Source organism: Pseudomonas sp. FG36, from assembly GCF_057809275.1.
Window position 1 is genome coordinate 106,079 of record NZ_JBMDJQ010000017.1, and the last position, 19,088, is coordinate 125,166.

Annotated in this window: 25 protein-coding genes, 1 tRNA gene and 2 pseudogenes; 15 read left to right on the forward strand and 13 right to left on the reverse strand. The window is 59.3% G+C overall.

What is annotated here, in order from left to right:
- Positions 1-6 precede the first annotated feature (6 nt).
- The 7 genes and pseudogenes from ACODS9_RS15275 to ACODS9_RS15305 all read right to left on the reverse strand — a co-directional run.
- On the reverse strand, positions 7-324 hold the full coding sequence (locus ACODS9_RS15275; protein ID WP_489094200.1) for a hypothetical protein: 318 nt from the start codon (positions 322-324) through the stop codon (positions 7-9).
- Entirely contained in the window at positions 321-1,622 is a 1,302-nt protein-coding gene (locus ACODS9_RS15280) for a tyrosine-type recombinase/integrase (RefSeq protein WP_489094201.1), read from the reverse strand. The genes ACODS9_RS15275 and ACODS9_RS15280 overlap by 4 nt, the downstream gene beginning before the upstream one ends.
- A complete protein-coding gene (locus ACODS9_RS15285; protein ID WP_489094202.1) occupies positions 1,619-1,915 on the reverse strand; it encodes a DUF1364 domain-containing protein in 297 nt (98 codons plus the stop codon). The genes ACODS9_RS15280 and ACODS9_RS15285 overlap by 4 nt, the downstream gene beginning before the upstream one ends.
- Positions 1,897-2,109, reverse strand: coding sequence for a hypothetical protein (locus tag ACODS9_RS15290; RefSeq protein WP_489094203.1), 213 nt, complete (start codon positions 2,107-2,109; stop codon positions 1,897-1,899). Before ACODS9_RS15290 ends, ACODS9_RS15285 begins: the two co-directional genes overlap by 19 nt.
- Positions 2,106-2,789: a replication protein P gene (locus tag ACODS9_RS15295; protein WP_489094204.1), complete on the reverse strand. Its 684-nt coding sequence runs from the start codon at positions 2,787-2,789 to the stop codon at positions 2,106-2,108. The genes ACODS9_RS15290 and ACODS9_RS15295 overlap by 4 nt, the downstream gene beginning before the upstream one ends.
- The gene (locus ACODS9_RS15300) at positions 2,786-3,073 is read right to left on the reverse strand and encodes a DnaT-like ssDNA-binding domain-containing protein (protein WP_489094221.1); all 288 of its coding nucleotides are present in this window, start codon (positions 3,071-3,073) and stop codon (positions 2,786-2,788) included. The genes ACODS9_RS15295 and ACODS9_RS15300 overlap by 4 nt, the downstream gene beginning before the upstream one ends.
- 255 nt (positions 3,074-3,328) lie before the next feature.
- A pseudogene (locus ACODS9_RS15305) lies at positions 3,329-3,514 on the reverse strand (helix-turn-helix domain-containing protein); the annotation flags it as partial.
- A gap of 233 nt (positions 3,515-3,747) precedes the next feature.
- Here ACODS9_RS15305 and ACODS9_RS15310 point away from each other — a divergent pair.
- Positions 3,748-3,993 carry a hypothetical protein gene (locus ACODS9_RS15310; RefSeq protein ID WP_489094205.1) on the forward strand — a complete coding sequence of 82 codons (246 nt, stop codon included), beginning with the start codon at positions 3,748-3,750 and terminating at the stop codon, positions 3,991-3,993.
- 126 nt (positions 3,994-4,119) lie between these two features.
- Here ACODS9_RS15310 and ACODS9_RS15315 read toward each other — a convergent pair whose 3' ends face one another.
- Positions 4,120-4,359 carry a helix-turn-helix domain-containing protein gene (locus ACODS9_RS15315; protein ID WP_489094206.1) on the reverse strand — a complete coding sequence of 80 codons (240 nt, stop codon included), beginning with the start codon at positions 4,357-4,359 and terminating at the stop codon, positions 4,120-4,122.
- An 83-nt stretch (positions 4,360-4,442) separates the two neighbouring features.
- On the opposite strand from ACODS9_RS15315, the gene ACODS9_RS15320 reads away from it, so the two are divergent.
- The 3 genes from ACODS9_RS15320 (at position 4,443) to ACODS9_RS15330 (ending at position 7,004) form a co-directional block, all read left to right on the forward strand.
- Complete coding sequence (locus tag ACODS9_RS15320; protein ID WP_489094207.1) at positions 4,443-5,144, forward strand: S24 family peptidase; 702 nt, start codon at positions 4,443-4,445, stop codon at positions 5,142-5,144.
- Positions 5,145-5,765: 621 nt separating this feature from the next.
- Positions 5,766-6,617 (forward strand): ParB/RepB/Spo0J family partition protein, encoded by an 852-nt coding sequence (locus ACODS9_RS15325; protein ID WP_489094208.1) that lies wholly within the window; start codon positions 5,766-5,768, stop codon positions 6,615-6,617.
- A gap of 3 nt (positions 6,618-6,620) precedes the next feature.
- The gene (locus ACODS9_RS15330) at positions 6,621-7,004 is read left to right on the forward strand and encodes a helix-turn-helix domain-containing protein (RefSeq protein ID WP_489094209.1); all 384 of its coding nucleotides are present in this window, start codon (positions 6,621-6,623) and stop codon (positions 7,002-7,004) included.
- Between the two features lie 96 nt (positions 7,005-7,100).
- Here ACODS9_RS15330 and ACODS9_RS15335 read toward each other — a convergent pair whose 3' ends face one another.
- Together ACODS9_RS15335 and ACODS9_RS15340 are read right to left on the reverse strand one after the other, a co-directional pair.
- Complete coding sequence (locus ACODS9_RS15335) at positions 7,101-7,613, reverse strand: PIN domain-containing protein (protein WP_489094210.1); 513 nt, start codon at positions 7,611-7,613, stop codon at positions 7,101-7,103.
- Positions 7,610-8,902 carry an AAA family ATPase gene (locus ACODS9_RS15340; RefSeq protein WP_489094211.1) on the reverse strand — a complete coding sequence of 431 codons (1,293 nt, stop codon included), beginning with the start codon at positions 8,900-8,902 and terminating at the stop codon, positions 7,610-7,612. The genes ACODS9_RS15335 and ACODS9_RS15340 overlap by 4 nt, the downstream gene beginning before the upstream one ends.
- Positions 8,903-9,261: 359 nt before the next feature.
- Between ACODS9_RS15340 and ACODS9_RS15345 the strand changes: the two genes are divergently transcribed.
- A complete protein-coding gene (locus tag ACODS9_RS15345; RefSeq protein ID WP_489094212.1) occupies positions 9,262-10,140 on the forward strand; it encodes a hypothetical protein in 879 nt (292 codons plus the stop codon).
- 54 nt (positions 10,141-10,194) lie between these two features.
- Here ACODS9_RS15345 and ACODS9_RS15350 read toward each other — a convergent pair.
- A pseudogene (locus tag ACODS9_RS15350) lies at positions 10,195-10,494 on the reverse strand (hypothetical protein).
- 831 nt (positions 10,495-11,325) lie between these two features.
- The gene (locus tag ACODS9_RS15355; RefSeq protein ID WP_489094213.1) at positions 11,326-11,508 is read right to left on the reverse strand and encodes a hypothetical protein; all 183 of its coding nucleotides are present in this window, start codon (positions 11,506-11,508) and stop codon (positions 11,326-11,328) included.
- 66 nt (positions 11,509-11,574) lie between these two features.
- Between ACODS9_RS15355 and ACODS9_RS15360 the strand changes: the two genes are divergently transcribed.
- Together ACODS9_RS15360 and ACODS9_RS15365 are read left to right on the forward strand one after the other, a co-directional pair.
- Complete coding sequence (locus ACODS9_RS15360; RefSeq protein WP_489094214.1) at positions 11,575-11,820, forward strand: DUF4224 domain-containing protein; 246 nt, start codon at positions 11,575-11,577, stop codon at positions 11,818-11,820.
- 1 nt (position 11,821) lies between these two features.
- Positions 11,822-12,871 carry a tyrosine-type recombinase/integrase gene (locus ACODS9_RS15365; protein WP_236180515.1) on the forward strand — a complete coding sequence of 350 codons (1,050 nt, stop codon included), beginning with the start codon at positions 11,822-11,824 and terminating at the stop codon, positions 12,869-12,871.
- Positions 12,872-12,992: 121 nt separating this feature from the next.
- Here ACODS9_RS15365 and ACODS9_RS15370 read toward each other — a convergent pair.
- Positions 12,993-13,080, reverse strand: a tRNA-Ser gene (locus ACODS9_RS15370).
- 146 nt (positions 13,081-13,226) lie between these two features.
- On the opposite strand from ACODS9_RS15370, the gene ACODS9_RS15375 reads away from it, so the two are divergent.
- From ACODS9_RS15375 to ACODS9_RS15410, 8 genes are all read left to right on the forward strand, one after another.
- Positions 13,227-13,898 (forward strand): Bax inhibitor-1/YccA family protein, encoded by a 672-nt coding sequence (locus ACODS9_RS15375; protein WP_028692373.1) that lies wholly within the window; start codon positions 13,227-13,229, stop codon positions 13,896-13,898.
- A gap of 212 nt (positions 13,899-14,110) precedes the next feature.
- The gene (locus tag ACODS9_RS15380; protein ID WP_489094215.1) at positions 14,111-15,490 is read left to right on the forward strand and encodes a nucleobase:cation symporter-2 family protein; all 1,380 of its coding nucleotides are present in this window, start codon (positions 14,111-14,113) and stop codon (positions 15,488-15,490) included.
- Between the two features lie 85 nt (positions 15,491-15,575).
- The gene (tusD, locus tag ACODS9_RS15385) at positions 15,576-15,968 is read left to right on the forward strand and encodes a sulfurtransferase complex subunit TusD (protein WP_023632843.1); all 393 of its coding nucleotides are present in this window, start codon (positions 15,576-15,578) and stop codon (positions 15,966-15,968) included.
- Between the two features lies 1 nt (position 15,969).
- Entirely contained in the window at positions 15,970-16,329 is a 360-nt protein-coding gene (gene tusC, locus ACODS9_RS15390) for a sulfurtransferase complex subunit TusC (RefSeq protein WP_489094216.1), read from the forward strand.
- A complete protein-coding gene (tusB, locus tag ACODS9_RS15395; protein ID WP_489094217.1) occupies positions 16,329-16,625 on the forward strand; it encodes a sulfurtransferase complex subunit TusB in 297 nt (98 codons plus the stop codon). Before tusC ends, tusB begins: the two co-directional genes overlap by 1 nt.
- Positions 16,622-16,957, forward strand: coding sequence for a TusE/DsrC/DsvC family sulfur relay protein (locus ACODS9_RS15400; protein WP_489094218.1), 336 nt, complete (start codon positions 16,622-16,624; stop codon positions 16,955-16,957). The genes tusB and ACODS9_RS15400 overlap by 4 nt, the downstream gene beginning before the upstream one ends.
- Positions 16,958-16,986: 29 nt before the next feature.
- On the forward strand, positions 16,987-17,970 hold the full coding sequence (locus tag ACODS9_RS15405) for a glycosyl transferase family protein (protein WP_489094222.1): 984 nt from the start codon (positions 16,987-16,989) through the stop codon (positions 17,968-17,970).
- 97 nt (positions 17,971-18,067) lie between these two features.
- The gene (locus ACODS9_RS15410) at positions 18,068-19,027 is read left to right on the forward strand and encodes a glutathione S-transferase family protein (RefSeq protein WP_489094219.1); all 960 of its coding nucleotides are present in this window, start codon (positions 18,068-18,070) and stop codon (positions 19,025-19,027) included.
- The last annotated feature ends 61 nt before the right edge of the window (positions 19,028-19,088 follow it).

A 19,088-nucleotide genomic window follows, 5' to 3' on the forward strand; every position in this document is an offset into this window, starting at 1 on the left:
TTCCCCTCAATCCCCGGTGTAGTTGGTGCCGCCGGCGCCAAGCCGGTTGCCATCCTGATATGCCGCCGCCGGACCTGTGGCCCGCGCCTTCCTCAACTGCTCGATCTGCCGCGTCGCGGCCTGCAGCCTCATGCTGAGCTGGGTCACCAGTTCATCCAGGGCCAGGGCCTCGCCAGTTGCAGCCACTACCCAGCCCGAGGCGTTGCAGCCGGCGCAGGACAGATCGTGAAACACGCCCTTGATGACCGATCTCCCACGGCATTCAGGGCACTGAGCCAGTTCGATTACCGGCTTCTTGAGGGCCGGTCCGTGGCTCTTTTTCATGCTTTCGAATCCTCGCTAGTAACAAATTCGGTAAGGTCGCTCGAAGCCCCGCCATTAGCGGGCTGCGCGCCGTTATGAGAAATCTCGGATAAGGCCTCTGTAAGGCCGTGAATGGCACCGAAGCCAATGCCGTCTAACCAGGTGTGCCACTTCTCCAGGGCTGCCCGGCGCTGCTGCATGGCCTGGGTGTGGATGTAGGTGCTGGCGATCTTGCCCAGCGAGTGATTCAGCAGCATCTCGCCGATGTGGCCGTCGATGCCGAGGTCGGTCCAGGTGCTGCGGGACACCTTGCGTAGGTCGTGACTGGTCCAGGCGCCCTGCCCCAACCGGGTGAAGACGGCACTGGCCTGCGTCTCGCTAAGCGGCAGCCCGCGTCGACTCGGGAACAGGTAGGCACCTTGGTAACCCTGAGCCTGCTGAATCGCCCGGTACCGGGTCAGCAGTGCTTGCAGCTGGGCGGTCAGAGGCAAGCGGTGCTCGGTGCGGGTCTTGGTGTTCGCCGCAGGGATGAACCACTCGGCCGCCGCCAACGAGACATCAGCCCACCGAGCCACACGGGTCTCACCGATTCGGGTGCCATGGGCCAGCATCATCAGGGCCAGCATGGCGTCACTGGGGGTCGCGTCGAAGGCGTGAGCCAGTTGCTGCATCAGTTCGGGTAGCTGCACGTCACGCAGGCGCGCCGCCTTCGGCAGGATCTTGGCCTTGGTAAAGTCGTTGAAGCGCATCCCGGCCATGGGGTTCCCGTCGATCAGGCCCAGTTTCAAGGCCTGGCGGAAGGCGGTCAGCAACAGGGCGAACATCTGCCGCAGATACGAGAGCGACACATCGGCCTGAGCCGGCCACATCAGTTGCTTGTCGAGAGAGTCGGCACTCACCTCCGTCAGGGCCAGATCCGCCAGTCGCGGTTTCAAGTGCTGAGCGATGGCAGACCGTGCGCCTGCCTTGCGCTTCGCTGACAACGAGCGGTCGCGGGCCATCCGGTCGCCGTACCAGTCCAGCAGCTGGCCCACGGTACCCATGCCGGACGCCACGGGCGCGGTGGCCGGATCTCGCAGCAGGCGCCGACGCAGCGCGGGCAGTTCGGCAATCACCGCTGCAACGCCCAAGTCGGGCCAACGTGCGACCGGCACCCACTTCCTGCCGCGCACCAGGTGCCACGTGCCGCGCTCGCGAGTGATCCAGAACCGCAGGTACAGGCCAGGGTGACGAGGGTCGCGCAGGTCGCGTACGGCCTTGTCGGCAGCCTGCCGGCGAACTTCGGCCTCGCTGAACTTCACTTCCCGGGTCGCACTCATGCGATCAGCACCCCCTCATTGATCAAAGAGGCCTGGGTACGCATCACGCCCTCGGCGTGGTATTGCCGCGCTGTGTCGCGGTCGACATCGCGGCTACGGCCATCACAGGCGTCATGGCAGGCGCTGCACGCCCAAGCGCCCTGTATGTCGTGTGGTTTCATACCGACGCCGCAAGTGCCCGCCATGCGGTAATGCGCAAGCACGGTGGTTTCTGGATTGCCGTTACACACCCCGGGAATGCGCACTTGGCACTCCCGGCCGCGTGCGGCCTTGGTCAGCTTCGATTGCCGCATGGGCTGTCTTCTCCATGAAGGTCAATGACGGTGTAAGCGCTCGGCCACATGAGTTGGCCATGAGCGATGGCCACGGCTTCGTCGCGATAGAGCGCAATGGGTGGATGCGAGGTACTGGAGAGCCCGAACAGGTCGGAGCGGCAGTACAGCGCGTATCGGTATTCGGTGAGGTCAGGTGCGGGAAGCTCGATCATCTGCCGAGCATCCTGGATCGGATTGCCGCCAGGGCTTCATTCCCCACTTTTGGCGTGCGCTGGCCTGGCACCTCCGCAGGAAGAGCCAGCGGCATCCTCTGGAGCGGCTCACCTGCGACCAGGCGCCGAACGGCAATCGTGTAGTTGCGCTCGAACAGCTTGGCGCTCACATCGGCAGCCAGCTTGTTCAGGTTCTCGAAACCACTTTCCTTGGCGGCGTGCCAGACCGCGTCATGGGTCCACTTGCCCTTCCCTGCCATGGCGGGATGCGCGTTACGGCAAGCCTCACGAAAGGCAGCAGCCAGCGGCGGAAGGCCCAGCATTTCCGGCGAAGGCTGGCACCACTCGATGAACTTCCCGGGCGCCGGGATGAACTCGCGGCCGGATTGCCGGCAGCGCATCAAACCGAACTGCAGTTGCTCCGGGGTGTTGATGCCAGCCTCAAGAAACGCGGTTAGCCACTGCTGCTTGGCCGCCTTGTACGTCGCTTCATCCGGCCATGCCTGCTTCCAGGCGCTGCAGATCGTGCGCAGATCGCGGAACAGGTCGTTGATCACCCCAGCAGTTTTGCGATTGAGCTCGGCCTTCACGTCGGCAGGCAGCGAGTAATCCGAGGGGACGTGTTGGCCAGCCTGGACCTTTGCCCACAGGCCATGGGCCACGGTTGCAACCTGATTCATTGGCTGCCCCCTTCAACGATCCACGAGGTGTCATCGTCATCGAAGCTGGAGCGCTGCGATCCACCGGTGCGAACAACGGGCGAGCGGGCAGCACGGGCGAGATCGGATTTGACCCAGCTGACCAGAGCGGCTAGCCACTGTTTTTCGGTTTGGGCCAGCCCCTTGGCATCGTGGTGGAGCACGAAGCCGGATATGGCAACCGCGTCGAACTGATCCGGCGTCAGACCTGCCCGACGGGCGTAGGCTTTCAACAGTTCCGGATTCGGTTCCCAGTCAAGGGACATTGCGAACGGCTCGCGCTGAGAGAGAGTAGATTGGTTCAATGACGGATTGGGTGCAGCTCCTGCACCCCGTTCGGTCGTGAGCTGCACCCCGTTCTGCTGTGAGCTGCACCCCGTGCCTTGAGCTGCACCCCGTTCGGAACGAGGTGCACTAGTTTCACCCCGTTTGATTTGAAGGTCGTACACAACCGGACGACGGTCACGTCGGTCAATGTGGGCGGCCGCAATGGCTTGGTTGCCTTCCATTATCAGGCCTGCTTTTGCCAGCTCGCCAAGCTTGGTGCGTACGGTACGCTCGGACAGTCCAGTGTGTTCGGCGAGAGTAGCGGCAGACGGAAATGCGCCCCTACCACTTACACCGGCATAGTTCGCGAGACAAAGCAGCACATGTCTCGCCGGCGCATCTTTGAGCACGGATGTAGGTAGCTCCATCGCCCACGCCATAGCCTGGACGCTCACATCGCCCCCCAAGTACGTAGTTGATTCGAGATAAGTAGAGCGGAAGGCGCAGAGTTGCTTGCACCAAAAGTAGGATGCATACTTGTCCCCGTTTGAAGCTGTTGAAGAAGCCGGGCTGCCACCCGGTTTTTTTGTGCCTGCGATTCAGGCGTTAGGGGTGTCCGATGCATCCGTGGTAGCTTTTTGCTTCCACACGAAAAGGTCCAAGGAGACCGGACATGTCAAAAGACTTGCACATCAACCCAATTGCCGGATGGCAGTTCAAAATTGCCGAGCAGTTGCAGCTGGTTCTGATGGAAGTCAGTTTTCTTTCAATCCCATTTCAAAAGCCTGAGGAGGCTCAGCAAACGCCGCTTCTGGGCCTGACCGCTCAACAAGCACGAGAGCTGAGCGAGGTATTGAAAAGAGCTGCAGAACGTCTTGAAGACGCACAAATGAAATCACCTGAAGGTCCGAAGCACTGACGGTGAAACAGGCGGGCGTAACGCTCGCCTCTTTGTCATCCTTTCCCGAGACCATTCCCCTCTCCTACTGGCTAAATTCACAGGTGCTTTGGTCATCTACTGACGCAAACCCAAGGCACGCATAATTCACGTAGGCGCCTTCACTGGTGCGATATCAACCAGTAACTGCTTGGCCTTGAAGGGCCTGCCTTTGGCTTTCGCCAGCTCAGCGATTTTTTCCGCGTAGCAGGTCTCTCCGGTGTATTCGGTTCGGGGAAGACAGCCAGAAGCCAGCCACTTGTAGACGGCCCGCGGTGTCTTCCCACAGACAGTCGATACGGCATACACCCCACCTGCATCGTCGACTGCTTTTTTGAGCGCCTTCATGAGGCCTCCAGGATTAATATGAACTGTAAGTACATATTATGTCGGAACTGAAAGTACATGCAAGCGCATGCGATAGTGAACCCATGGTTCAGATCGAAGAAATCAGGGCAGCCTTCGCGGCACGCCTCAAGAAAGCGCTTGCAGCCAGCGACATCCCTACGTGGGGTGCGGGCGCTCGTCTTGCCACAATTGCAAGCGTTACTCCCAAAGCGGCCAGCAAGTGGCTAAACGGGGAAACCATGCCCGGCGGTGTGAAGATGCTCGCACTCGCAAACGCCTTAGGTGTCCGGCTCGAATGGCTGGAGTACGGCAAAGGTGAAATGATCGACGCTCAATCGGAGTTTGACGCCAACGTCGAGCCATCAGCAGGGCCGGTCCGCTACTACGAATATCCTGAAATCAGCTGGGTTCAGGCCGGAATGCCGATGGAAGCAATCGAACTATCAAACATTTCGGCCTACGAACTACACCCCTCAGACGCCTGGGCTGGTCCCAACGGATTTTGGCTCAAAGTGAAAGGGCCATCGATGACCTCTCCAAACGGCATGTCATTTTCCGAAGGAATGGTGATTCTGGTAGCACCTGGATTCGACGTGGAGCACGGCCAGTATGTTGTCGCCAAACTGATCGACTCCAACGAGGCAACGTTCAAGCAGTTCATATGGGATTCAGGAAAAGCTTTCCTCAAGCCCCTCAATCCAGCCTTCCCCACCGTTGAGATGAACGGGAGCTGGGAGCTCGTCGGTCGCGTCATAGATGCTAAGTGGCCTCGCTCAGTGCTCTAGGCATTGACCCAGAAAAAGCCCGCCAAGCGCGGGTTTTTTTTCGCCTTCAGAAAATTTATGTACTTTTGGTACTTGACCAACGTGAACCTTAAGTACATATTTGTTGCATGCCGGATCGACACCGGCCAGCAACGAAGGCAGCGATGAACAGGCCTCAACTGTTCAGAGGGGTGGCAACTGCCCTGGGCGTGCAGCGTAAAGCGCCAATGCAGTTTTCCAGCGGGTGAGCACCGCGGCTGGAGCAAAAACAGATTTCACTGGCTGGCCTTGGAAACAGGGCCAGACGGGAAATCAACCGCCCTGGAGGGCAAGACGATGACTGGAGTATCCAAACAAGGCTGCGTGCACCACGCCCGTTATCAAAACCGGGAGCTGGTTCGGGCTCGAAAGAGCGGCCAGTGGAGCCTGGTCCTTCATTGCCGAATCAGCCGCGACGACTGGATGGCAGAGGCTCGCGCCAAGTAGACAACCAGCGCCACGTCAGCCTGACGTTAACTGCCCGATCACCCGGCTCCCCACCACCAGGCTGCATCGGAGAGCCCTTCCCGACCCTACATCAACATGTTCAGGGAGACAGGCGGGATTGGCTCTCCAATGCAGCCCCAACGGAAGTGAATTGCAATGACAAAGTCATTCAAGCAAATGATCAAGGATGGCGATGTGCGCCGCGCAGACGCCATGAAGGTGAAGCTGGAAGACCTCCATGAGGAACCCGGTTTTAACTTGCGCACAGAAGGCGATGCTCTCGAAGCAAGTATCGACGCCCTTGCAGAGTTCATCGCCGGGGGCGGCCAAATTCCACCGCTTGAGGTGCGGCCTCGCGCAGAAGGCGGCGTATGGGTAGTCGATGGTCACCGGCGCCGTCGCTCACTCCTCAAGCTCGACAACGCAGGACGCTTGCCCCGCACGCCAAGCAAGGATCCTAATCAGTCTCCAGAGGCTTGGATTGCGGTCACCGCCTTCGAAGGTAGCGATGCTGATCGAGTAGCACGGATCATCACCAGCCAGGAAAACGAAAAGCTTTCCCCTCTTGAGCTGGCCGAGGGCTACAAGCGATTGCGAGCCTTCGGGTGGACACCCGAGCAGATCGCCAAGAAGGTCGCCAAGACACGACAGCATGTCGAGCAGGTGCTCACCGTAGGTAATGCAAACACCGATGTGCAGAACCTTGTTGCAGCCGGACATGTATCGGCGACAACGGCTGCCCAGGTTGTCCGCGAGCACGGAGACGGTGCCGGCAAGGTGCTAGGCGCCGAACTGGAAAAAGCGCAGGCCAAAGGGAAGAAGAAGGTCACGGCGGGCACGATGAAAGGCCCGACGATCCCGAAGCCAAGGCTCATGGCCGTGCACACCGCCTCACGCAATTTGATTGCAACGCTGGACTCCATAGACGAAGACAGCGGACACCTCACCCTGCCGACCTCGCTAGTCCTTGAGCTGCGCAAAGCCCTGGAAGGCGCTCTACCGAGATAACTCATGGAAACGATCACTTGCGGCACATGGACAGGCCATCTTGGCAAAGGACTGGCTCCCCGAGAGCTAGAGGCGCTGCTTGGCGTCGCCCAGGGTATGACAGCCAAACAGATTGCACAGCGAATGCAGATAACACCTGGCACGGTGGCCAACCGCATCGAAAACGCCATGTTCAAACTCGGCGTAGCGCGTCGAGCAGCTGCTGTGGCCGAAGCTATGCGCCGGCAGATCATCAGCCCGCTGTGCATCGCACTCGCCGGACTGATCGCCATACATGCAGTCATCGATGAGGATGACCCATTGCGGCGCGACCGCAGGGCGCCCGAGCGGCGCATTGCCCAGATTCGAATCGCTCGCAAAGCCGAGATCTTCGAACATCACGCGTGAGCCCTGCAGAGGAATATCCTCCGCAGGCAGCGATGCCCCGAGCTGTAGCATAAAAGTTTGCCCTCTCGCTGCTTGTGCTGAGCCCATCAATCCAAACTAAAAATAAAGACTCTCAAACTTGTCAGGCTCTAAAGCCTTGAGAGAACCATGACGAGACCATATATGAGCCGGCCAGTTTTTTTGTCTAGACCTATAACTTTCTTTCAGCCTCTTAGCCAAATCAATAATTACGCAATCGACCAAGCTCAGTCGCTGACGTATAGAATCCTGATAAGTGACACACAAGTCCGGGAGCTTTGACAGCTCCAGCACCAGCTCCGAGCTACTCGCGCCCGGAATTATTGTAAATGGAGTTCCATCCACCCAAGACATCTCAACCATTTTTTTAAACTGCTGAGCAATATCCTTCTGTGCCACCGGGTTTTTTATATCAACTATATGATTAGCCATTTCATAGAGAACACCAACCGTACAATATACATCGTATGCCCCTTCGATCGCCTCCCTCATTAGCTCCAGAGCGGGATCATGAAGCTTGGGGTCAGAATCCACAGGAACTTGAAACAATTCAAGAAGAAAACTGGTGTCGAGTACGATGATTTTGCTCATTTGCTCAACCGCTTTAGCCACTCATTGGCTTTCTGTTTTTTATCTTCAGCGAATCGAGGTGCTAGGTGCGTTTCAAACACTGAGCGAGTGACCAGATCACCTAACCCACCTTTTGCCTCTAGCAAGCTGTCAACCTTAGGTATATCCAGCAACGCCACTAACTTGGAGGACTTCTCATCAGCACTCCAATAGCAAACATGAACATTAGCTAGCCACTCAGAATCAAGAGAATTTAGACTTGCAGGATTGTGCGTAGACAACAAAATATTATGACTTTTACGCTCTACTATCTCTTTAATGGCATCTAGCAATACCTCAGCCCGACTTGGGTGCAGCCCATTATCAAACTCTTCAATAACGACTCGCGAATGCTCAGGTATTGATTCCAGAGCAACGAGCACCGCTAAAGCCCTTAAAGTACCGTCAGATATCAAGCGCGCATCTACTGGCGTATCTCCTGATTTGAGCGTCAGCAGAACATCATGCTGCGTAGTCACAACAAACCCGAACTCAAGGAACGGTTCCTCGGGAATTTGACGAAGGACCGCGAGAATTCTTTTAAGAGCCTCACTATTTTTTTGCTGACTCATCATGTGCAAGACAGCAGAAATATTAGAGCCATCCTTCAACAAAACGTTTTGACCAAGCCGGCAGTAATCCCTCATGAGTCTCGGACTAGGATCAAAAACATAAGACGACTGCAAATACCTTTTTATCCCTGCAACCATTTGAACAGCTTTCAGCTTCTTATTCTTATCCCCTGCATCATTCCCGTCAGCAAGCTCCTCATAACGAGATAAAATTGATCGATCGCCATACATTTTTCGGTGTGGCTTGGTACCACCACGAGCAAAGTTATCAAACAGCACACTCAGCATACCGTCGCGACTAGGGCCATCTGGAGTTGCGAAGAAAATTTTTCGCGCCCCTACCGTAAGCCATTCACTAACCACGCACGGAAACGGATCTATAGAAATAGATATCCCATAATCAAAGTGCTCGTTGGACTCTAAGAACTTGATAGCCCCTGAAAAACCAAGCGTAAACTTATCTTCGCCAAACTTGACACAACTGTGAATCCCACCACGAATGGCTAAGCTTACATGACTCCCGCTACGCCCATCAACAAGCTCATGTAGCGCTCGCCCCTCCGCTAATGCTGCAAGAAGCTCAACACCTTCAATCAAATTGGACTTTCCACTTCCATTCTTACCAATTAGAAGCGTCACATTCGAAAACAAGTCAATACTTGCTTTTGAGTAATTCTTGAAGTTCTCAAAACTGTGCATATTAGTTCCCAACTAAAAGCTTTTGGCCATTCTGAACTAAAAGTCGGAAAGAGGGAAGGTGACACATACCAGCAGGCCGGCACCTCGATTTTGTCGCCTCCACTGATCCCTCATCACCAAACCAGGCCATGCTCATCCAAGTCTCAAACGACTACAAAACGGACGATCAGCACCATCACTACCCCGCACCCAATGGCGCTGATAGGAGGGCAGCTCGGTTGCTTAACGCTTGGGAAGCGCTGGCCATGATGTAGCTCCCAACTGGCACGCTATGTATGAAGAGGACATTCATCATCCAACCCTGAATTCGCTGCAGTCGAAAATTGACTGCGTCGAAACTATAGCCGCGAGGTATCCCTATGCCCACAGAAAACCGATCCAGCAACACAGAGATGGTCAGCCTGCCGCGTGAGCTGACCCAAATGGCTGCCGATGCAATCGATGACCTATTGGCTGATGGCGTGTCGGCGGTTTCAGCTGCCGCATGGGTCGATATCCCGCAGACGCTGCGCGCCCTCCTGGCTCAGCCAGCCGAGCAGCACCAGAGTGAGCCAGTCGGCTACCAGGTACGGACCATGACCGACAGACCGGGATCAAAGTGGACGCCGTGGCGTGAGTGCTGCGACACCACGCGGGCCATGCACTCACATGAGATGGGCCGGTTCAACCTGTTCGGGATCATGCGAGAGATTCGCCCCGTCTACACTCACGCCGATCCTGGCGAGGTTGAACGGCTGCGCACCGGGCTAGATCACATGCGAGAAGAACGCGACGACTTAAGTCGCAAGCTTGATCGATTCTATTCCCGTACCCACGGCATAAAGAACCTTTCGGTGATAGAGCAATTGAGCGACAAGCTGGCCGAGCGGGATTTTCTGTTGCAGCAAGCTCTACAGGTTGGCGGCCTTACGCAGGAATGGCACGACAAGGTTGCCGCCCTATCCGCCAGCTCAGAGCCGAGCGCGCCGGCCGTATCGATCCCCGAAGGCTACTGCCTCATGCCCAGGCGTCTCACTGCCGAGAACGGCGCCAAAGCCCTCTTGCTTGGCGAGTTCAAGGTGAATGTCGTGCGCGAATGCCCGGAGTGCCGCGACCTTGAAGAGGCGGTGGAAGGCTGCGATGTATGCGATGGAGAGGGCGAGTTCGCGCAAAGCCACACGATCCCTTGGGATCAGATCAAGGTCATCTACAGCGAGGCCGTGAAGGGTCTCGCTCTCCAGCCGAACACCGGCAAGTAGCGAAATCCCGCCTGGAGCACATTTGTACTCCATCAAGCCGTAACCACTCCGCCTCTATTTCGAAGCAGCGCGCATGTCGGTGGTAGCAGAGCCGTCGGCGGCGATTCGACGCGCCCGACCAACCCCCCAAGCCATCGCCCGGGTCATCGACTCGCCGGGACGCGAATCGAACGCCACCTCATGAATTACTTCACCGCTTGGAGCGTATACCCCAATGAACATTTGGGTGGCTCCGGTACGCGACAGCCGGACTTACACGTCGATGAAACTGCCATCGCTTAGCGTTTCCTCATGGGTACGTTGGTGCAGCGTCGGGTCGGCCCACGACCAGAAAACATCGCCACGGATCCGCATGTCGCACTCCTACGGCCTTCGTCACTTTGGAAGGGTGTAAGTACCACCATAGCGAAAGCGAAGCGGTTATCAACCGCAGAGCGAGACGTTAGAGCTGCATCGGATAAGCGGGGTATCACTTTGCGTCCGGCTGCTCTGGGACGTGGAGCGTAGCGGCGAACGCCATCCATTCTTCAAAGGCGCGTCGGTGCTGGTCGCAATTCGACTGCCAAGTGGTGGACGACGTTGCGCCGTACACAACCTGACTCATAGTTTGAGCAGTGAAGGTATCGAGCTTTCGAAGCAGTTCGTATGCACGAAACTGTTGATCCCTACTGATTAAGCTCATTTGATCCACCACTGCTAATGAGTAGCGAAATGCTCCTCGTGACCGGTGGACACCCCGCCACCAATTAAAGTCACCCGAATCTATTTTTTTTTGCTGCCGCGATATGGCGGCCAAGGAATCGTCATGCCTGAAATACTCAAACTGGAGCGCGGCCGCACCTATCGCGGCAAGAAGCCCGCGTGCGTGCGCAGCTGCGGTCTGGTCAATGATCGAACGTAATCTATGTCGGCGTGGATGAGGTCCAGTACGACGGTCCATCGGTGGCACCTGGGCGGCATTACCCGCACTTACCGATCGGCAAGTTTCTTGAGTGGGCTGGTCATGACGTGACCGACGAGCTGCCACCGGGAGAATACGCATCTTGGCCACCCGGCAAGCGCACGACTTAGGTAGAGCCGCCCAGCCAGGTTTACGTCGGTCTTGGACCCAAGACGACTGACTGAGCGACCAAACGAATCATGACGAACGCGCTGGGCAGGGTCTGTAGGAAAAGGCTGATCCCACTAAGCCCGCTGGCGACTCGACCTATAGCCCGCACCGAGCAACAACAAGCCAGGCACCAGTAACCCAACTGCGGTGTAGCCGAAGGCTTCCTGCCCCGACGCACCTACAGCGGCGAAGGCAACACCAATCGCAACGAGCGGTGCGCCTGCAAAGTAGAACGGTTTATTGGCTTTCTTGCCCATATCGATCCTCCTGATTGAGGCCCCATTTAATCACACGTGCCGCCACGGCGGCGGGGAGACCATCCCATGCAAACCGAGATCCTTTCTGACGAAGAGCTGGCAGATCTAACCGGCTACAAAGCCAGAGGGTGGCAGCGCCGCTGGCTCAATGATCGCTGCTGGCACTTTGTCGAGAGCCGCGGCGGCCGCCCTTTGGTGGGTCGCCAGTACGCCCGCATGAAGTTGGGCGTAACCCTTGAGGCGATACCCATCGCTCCACCACCCCGACCACCGGCCGCCGCGTGGACACCAGATTTTTCGAAAGTGAGATGACATGCGCCCGCGCAAGACTGAAAACCGCCACCTCCCACCCCGACTGTACGAACGAAAGCGCAAGCGCAAAAGTGGCAAGGTCTGGGTCAGCTACTACTACCTAGACAGATCGGGAAAAGAGATCACCCTAGGCGCCGACCTGAACATCGCCCGAATAAAATGGGCTGAGCTAGAAGCGAAAGACAAGCCTCTAGATCTGCTGCTTATGAAGGCGATCTTCGATAGGTACCAACGCGACGTAATTCCCAAGAAGGCAGAACGAACACAAAAGGACAATCTGGCGGAGCTCCGCCAGCTTCGCCCTTTCTTCGATGAGGCGCCGATCGACGCAATAACGCCGGCTCTAGTCGCACAGTACCGGGATGCCAGATCAGCTCCCGTGCGGGCAAACCGGGAGATCGCTCTCCTGTCCCACGTGTACAACCTTGCCCGAGAGTGGGGCTTCACCACGAAGGAGAACCCTTGCCAGGGCGTGCGTAAGAACAAGGAGACGCCGCGAGACTTTTACGCCAATGACGCGGTCTGGAGTGCGGTCTATGCGAAAGCGGTTGATGATCTGAGGGTCGCCATGGACTTGGCGTATTTGACAGGCCAGCGTCCTGCGGACGTGCTGGTGATGAGGAAGGATGATATCGAGGACAAAGCCCTCGGCGTCAAACAGAAGAAGACCCACAAGAAGCTGCGGATCATGCTGGAGGTGGACGGATTGGCCAGCGGCCTGGGCGTCTTGATCGAAAAGATCTTGAAACGCAATGAGGCTCACGGCTCGCCCTACTTGATACTCACCGAGGCGGGCAAACGGGTCACAGCCGCGATGCTACGACACCGCTGGGACGATGCACGAGAGCAAGCGGTGAAGGAAGCTGTAGCAGCCGGGGACCAGGTCCTAGCGGGCCGGATCAGCCAATTCCAGTTCCGCGACATTCGCCCGAAGGCAGCCTCGGAAATCACTGATGTCGACCATGCCAGCCTACTGCTTGGCCATACGAAAGGAGACATAACCGAGAGGGTCTATCGACGCGTCGGGGCACTCGCCAAGCCGACCAAATGAGCAAAGTATTAGGACGCGTCCTAATTCAAAGTACCTGGAGCCATTCCCAAGGGTGTTCCCATGGGTAGTTTTACTATGCCCAAAAAACGCAAAAAGCCCTGAAAAATCAGGGCTTTGAATGTGGCGGAAGCGTAGAGATTCGAACTCTAGGATAGTTGCCCATCGACGGTTTTCAAGACCGTTGCCTTAAACCACTCGGCCACGCTTCCAGCTGTTTTGCGGCGGCAATAATACCTTAATGTAACAAGCTGTCAAACTCTCTGTGTCGCGGGTTGCGACAGCTCTGATATGCTCTGCACCATACGTTCCACTACCGCAGGTCCCGGACCGCGGTCTCACACCAAAGGAGTGCGCCATGCGCGAACAGGATTACGCCGTCCAACACGGCCAGCAGGTCGAGCAGCAGGAGGTCAGCAAGGTCCTGCGCAACACGTACAGCCTGCTGGCCCTCACCCTCGCCTTCAGCGGCATCATGGCCTTCGTCGCCCAGCAGATGCGTGTCGGCTACCCGAACATCTTCGTGGTGCTGATCGGCTTCTACGGCCTGTTCTTCCTCACCAACAAGCTGCGGGACTCGGCCTGGGGCCTGGTATCCACCTTCGCCCTCACCGGCTTCATGGGCTTCATCCTCGGCCCGATCCTCAACCGCTACCTGGGCATGGCCGGTGGCGCCGAAGTGGTCAGCTCGGCCTTCGCCATGACCGCCCTGGTGTTCGGCGGCCTGTCGGCCTACGTGCTGATCACCCGCAAGGACATGAGCTTCCTCAGCGGCTTCATCACCGCCGGCTTCTTCGTCCTGCTGGGTGCCGTGGTGGCCAGCTTCTTCTTCCAGATCAGTGGCCTGCAACTGGCGATCAGCGCTGGCTTCGTACTGTTCTCGTCGGTCTGCATCCTGTTCCAGACCAGCGCCATCATCCATGGCGGCGAGCGCAACTACATCATGGCCACCATCAGCCTGTACGTGTCGATCTACAACCTGTTCGTCAGCCTGCTGCAGCTGTTCGGCATCATGGGCCGCGACGACTGATCGAATCGGTTGCCAGCGCCTCAGGAAAAGCCCGCTTCGGCGGGCTTTTTCGTGCCCGTTGAACAGCAGCGGGCGCCTCATAAACATTGACTTAAAAGTCAGCTTATTAACGCCTTCCTCCGCGATTGTGCGCCCATCGTGCTTGCCTCTACCGCAATGGCCGTTCTGCCCGTAGAATGCGCTCCTTTTTTCTTCCGGGGCGGCATTTTCCCATGAGTTCACACGAACACGGCCCAGGCGCGGCGGCGCCTGCCAATGAACTGGTCCTTGGCCTCGAGGACAAGCCTCGCCTGCTGATCGGCCTGCTGGCGGCGCTGCAGCACTTGCTGGCGATCATCGTGCCGATCGTCACGCCGGGTTTGCTGATCTGTCAGGCGCTTGGCGTGTCGGCGCGTGATACCAACCTGATCGTGTCGATGTCGTTGGTGATCTCGGGCATTGCCACCTTTGTCCAGTGCAAGCGCTTTGGGCCGTTTGGTGCCGGGCTGCTGATCGTGCAGGGCACCAGCTTCAACTTCGTCGGCCCGCTGATCGCCGGCGGCGCGCTGATGGTCAAGCAAGGCACGCCAGTTGAAGGCGTGATGGCGGCGATCTTCGGCGTGGTCATCGCCGGTTCGTTCGTGGAAATGGGCGTGTCGCGCATCCTGCCCTTCGTCAAGCGCCTGATCACTCCACTGGTGACCGGCATCGTCGTGCTGATGATCGGCCTGACCTTGATCAAGGTCGGCCTGATCAGCATGGGCGGCGGCTTCGGCGCCATGGCCAACGGCACCTTCGCCGATGGCGAGAACCTGCTGCTGTCGGGCGTGGTGCTGGCGATCATCGTCATTCTCAACCGTGTCCCGGTGATATGGATGCGCAGTTGCGCCATCGTCATCGCCCTGGCTGTGGGCTACGCCCTGGCCGGCTACCTGGGCCGCCTGGACTTCACAGGCATGCATCAAGCTGCGCTGTTCCAGGTGCCGACGCCGTTGCACTTCGGCCTGGGCTTCTCCTGGTCGCTGTTCATCCCGATGCTGGTCATCTACCTGGTCACCTCGCTGGAGGCCATCGGTGACGTGACTGCGACCAGCAAGGTTTCGCGCCAGCCAGTCGAAGGCCCGGTGTGGATGCAGCGGATCAAGGGCGGTGTACTGGTCAACGGTGCCAACTCGCTGCTGGCCGGGCTGTTCAACACCTTCCCCAGCTCGATCTTTGCCCAGAACAACGGCGTGATTCAGCTGACCGGCATCGCCAGCCGCCATATCGGCATCTGGATTGCCGCCATGCTGATCCTGCTGGGCCTGTTCCCATCGGTCGCCGGGGTGATCCAGGCAGTGCCGGAGCCGGTGCTCGGCGGCGCGGCCATGGTGATGTTCGGCGCCGTGGCGGCCTCGGGCATCAATATCCTCGCCAGCACCCGCCTTGACCGCCGCGCCCTGCTGATCATCGCCGTTTCGCTGTCGCTCGGCCTGGGCGTGGCCCAGGTGCCGGAGTTCCTCGCGCACATGCCGGCGGCGCTGCGCAACGTACTGGAGTCGGGGGTTGCCACCGGCGGCATCTGTGCCCTGGTGCTCAACTGGTTCCTGCCGGAAAGCAAAGACCAGGCCTGAGCCCCGCCAGCCAGAGCAGAAGCCCGTGACCACCCGCACGGGCTTTTTGCTTTATCATGGCCGCATTCATTTGCTCGAGCGTTCCATGAAATTCGCCATCGCGGTCTTTTCCCCGGCCCACGCGCCCTCCTCGCGCCGCGCCTTGCGCTTTGCCGAGGCGGTACTGGCCGGCGGGCATGAAATTGCCCGGCTGTTCTTCTACCAGGACGGGGTACACAGTGCTTCGGCCAATATCGTCGCGCCCCAGGATGAGCTGGACGTGGCCGCGCAGTGGCGCGCTTTCGTCAGCGATCACCGGCTCGACGCCGTGGTGTGCATTGCCGCCGCCCTGCGCCGGGGGGTACTCGACGACACCGAGGCCAACCGCTACCAGCGCCCGGCGGTGAACCTGCCGATGCCGTGGGAGCTGTCCGGCCTGGGCCAGCTGCACGAAGCCGCGCAACTTGCCGACCGCCTGGTCTGCTTCGGGGGTGATTGAAATGGCCAAGTCCTTGCTGATCATCAGCCGCCAGGCGCCATGGAGCGGCCCGTCCGCTCGCGAGGCGCTGGACATCGCCCTAGCCGGTGGCGCCTTCGATTTGCCGCTGGGCATGCTGTTCCTCGATGACGGTGTGTTCCAGCTCGCCGCCGCACAGCAGCCAGACGCCGTGCAACAGAAGAACTTGGCCGCCAACCTCCAGGCGCTGCCGATGTTCGGTGTCGAGGAGCTGTTCGCCTGTGGTCACAGCCTCGCCCGCCGAGGGCTGGACAACGATGCCCTGTCACTGCCGGTGGAAGTGCTCGATGACGCCGCGCTGCCCGCGCTGATTGCCCGTTTCGACCAGGTGGTGACGCTCTGATGACGACCCTGCATGTAATCGCCCATTCGCCTTTCGGTGACGAGCGCCTGGCCAGTTGCCTGCGTCTACTTGGCCCGCAGGACGCGCTGCTGCTGTGCGGTGACGCCGCCTACGCGCTCAAGACCGGCACCGAGCCCTTCGCTGCCCTGCAGGCCGCCAATCTCGGCGAGCGCCTGTTCGCCCTCGCCGAAGACCTGCAGGCCCGCGCCCTCGACAGCCAATTGGCCAAGGCAGTGGACTACCCCGCCTTTGTCGAGCTCACCCTGCACCACGACAAGGTCAACAGCTGGTTATGAGTACCCTGACTGTCGGCGAGCGCAACATCGCCCTGGACAAGGATGGCTTCCTGGTCGAGCTGCAGGACTGGTCCCGCGAAGTCGCCGAGGCCCTCGCCACGCGCGAAAGCATCGCCCTGACCGCAGACCACTGGGAAATCCTCGAACTGCTGCGCCAGTTCTACCAGGAGTACCAGCTGTCGCCGGCCACCCGCCCGCTGATCAAGTACACCGCGCTCAAGCTCGGCGCCGAGAAAGGCAACAGCCCACACCTCAATCGCCTGTTCAACGGCACCCCCGCCAAACTTGCCGCCAAGCTGGCGGGCCTGCCCAAGCCGACCAACTGCATATGACCGAGCCACAGCTGAACGAAACACGCCCTTTGACCCTGGAAACCCCAGCCGAGCACCCGTTCGCCGAATTCGTGCGCATCCTCGGCAAGGGCAAGCGTGGCGCCCGCGGCCTGACCCGCGAGGAGGCCCGCGCCGCCATGACCCTGCTGCTCGAGGGCAAGGTCGAGGATACCCAGTTGGGCGCCTTCCTGATGCTGCTGCGGCACAAGGAAGAAAGCGCCGAGGAGCTGGCCGGCTTCACCGAGGCCCTGCGCGCCCACCTGCACGCTCCCCAGCTCAGCGTCGACCTCGACTGGCCCAGCTACGCCGGCAAGAAGCGCCACCTGCCATGGTACCTGCTGGCGGCCAAGTGCCTGGCGGGCAACGGCGTGCGTATCCTGATGCACGGTGGCGGCGCCCATACGGCGGGCAGGCTGTACACCGAGCAACTGCTCGACCTGCTGGGTATCCCGCCGTGTCGCAACTGGACAGCCGTGGAGCAAGCCCTGGACAGCCATCGGCTGGCCTTCTTTCCGCTGCAGGACTGGGCGCCACAGCTTCAGCGCATGATCGACCTGCGCAACACCTTGGGCCTGCGCTCGCCCATCCACTCCCTGGCCCGGGTGCTCAACCCTCTCGGCGCCCGCTGCGGCCTGCAGAGCATCTTCCACCCCGGCTACCAGGCGGTGCACCGCGAGGCCAGCCGCTTGCTCAGCGACCACGCCGTGGTGATCAAAGGTGACGGCGGCGAGATCGAGGTCAATCCGGATGTCATCAGCCACCTGTATGGCACCTCGGCCGGCGAGGCCTGGGACGAGGAATGGCCGGCCCTCAGCGCCCAGCGCCATGTGAAGCCGGCCAGCCTGCAGCCCGAGCACCTGCTGGCGGTATGGCGTGGCGAGGCACAGGACAGCTATGGCGAGCTGGCCGTGGTAGCAACCATGGCCCTCGCCCTGCGCGGGCTGGGCCAGGATCGCGAGCAGGCGTTCGGTTGCGCTCGCGACTACTGGGCCAACCGCAGAAGCATCGAATAAGTCGATAGATAGGGCGCAGTCTTTGCGCTATTTATTCGAACGCTTTTCACTAGACTGAGCTCCAACGACAAACGACTTTGTTCCGAGGAGCTCCACAATGGGCCTTTTGATCGATGGCCGCTGGCACGACCAGTGGTACCAGACCAGCCAGGATGGTGCCTTCAAGCGCGAGAACGCCCAGCGCCGCAATCAACTGCCCGCCGCCGAGGCTGGCCGTTATCACCTGTACGTGTCGCTGGCCTGCCCCTGGGCGCACCGCACCCTGATCTTCCGCGCCATCAAGGGCCTGGAACCGCTGATCGACGTCTCCGTGGTCAGTTGGCTGATGGGCGAGCACGGCTGGACCTTCGACCAGCAGCAGGGCTCCAGCGGCGATCATCTGGACGCATTGCAGTACCTGCACCAGCGCTACACCCAGGACGACCCGCACTACACCGGGCGCGTAACCGTGCCGGTGCTGTGGGACAAGCAAGAGAAGCGCATCGTCAACAACGAGTCGGCCGAGATCATTCGCATCTTCAACAGCGCATTCAATGAACTGACCGGCAACACCCTGGACCTGTACCCCGAGCCGCTGCGCGCGACCATCGATGCGCTCAACGAGCGTATCTACCCGGCCGTGAACAACGGCGTGTACCGCGCAGGCTTCGCCACCTCGCAGGAAGCTTACGAGGCCGCCTTCGACGATGTTTTCAATGAACTGGACCACCTGGAAGCGCTACTGGGCCGCCAGCGTTACCTGGCCGGTGAGTACCTGACCGAAGCCGATGTGCGGTTGTTCACCACACTGGTGCGTTTCGACGCGGTGTACCACGGGCACTTCAAGTGCAACCTGCGCCGCCTGAGCGACTACCCGAACCTGTCCAACTGGCTGCGCGAGCTGTACCAGTGGCCGGGCGTGGCGGGCACGGTGAACATGGAGCATATCCAGAAGCACTATTACATGAGCCACAAGACCATCAACCCGAACGGCATCGTGCCCAAGGGGCCGTTGCAGGATTTCGGCTTGCCGCATGACCGGGAGCGGTTAATGGGCAAAGGGATCTGGAAGGCTTGATAAAGCTGGGGCTGCTTTGCAGCCCATCGCCGCGGTTCGTCGCCACGACAAGCCGGCTCCC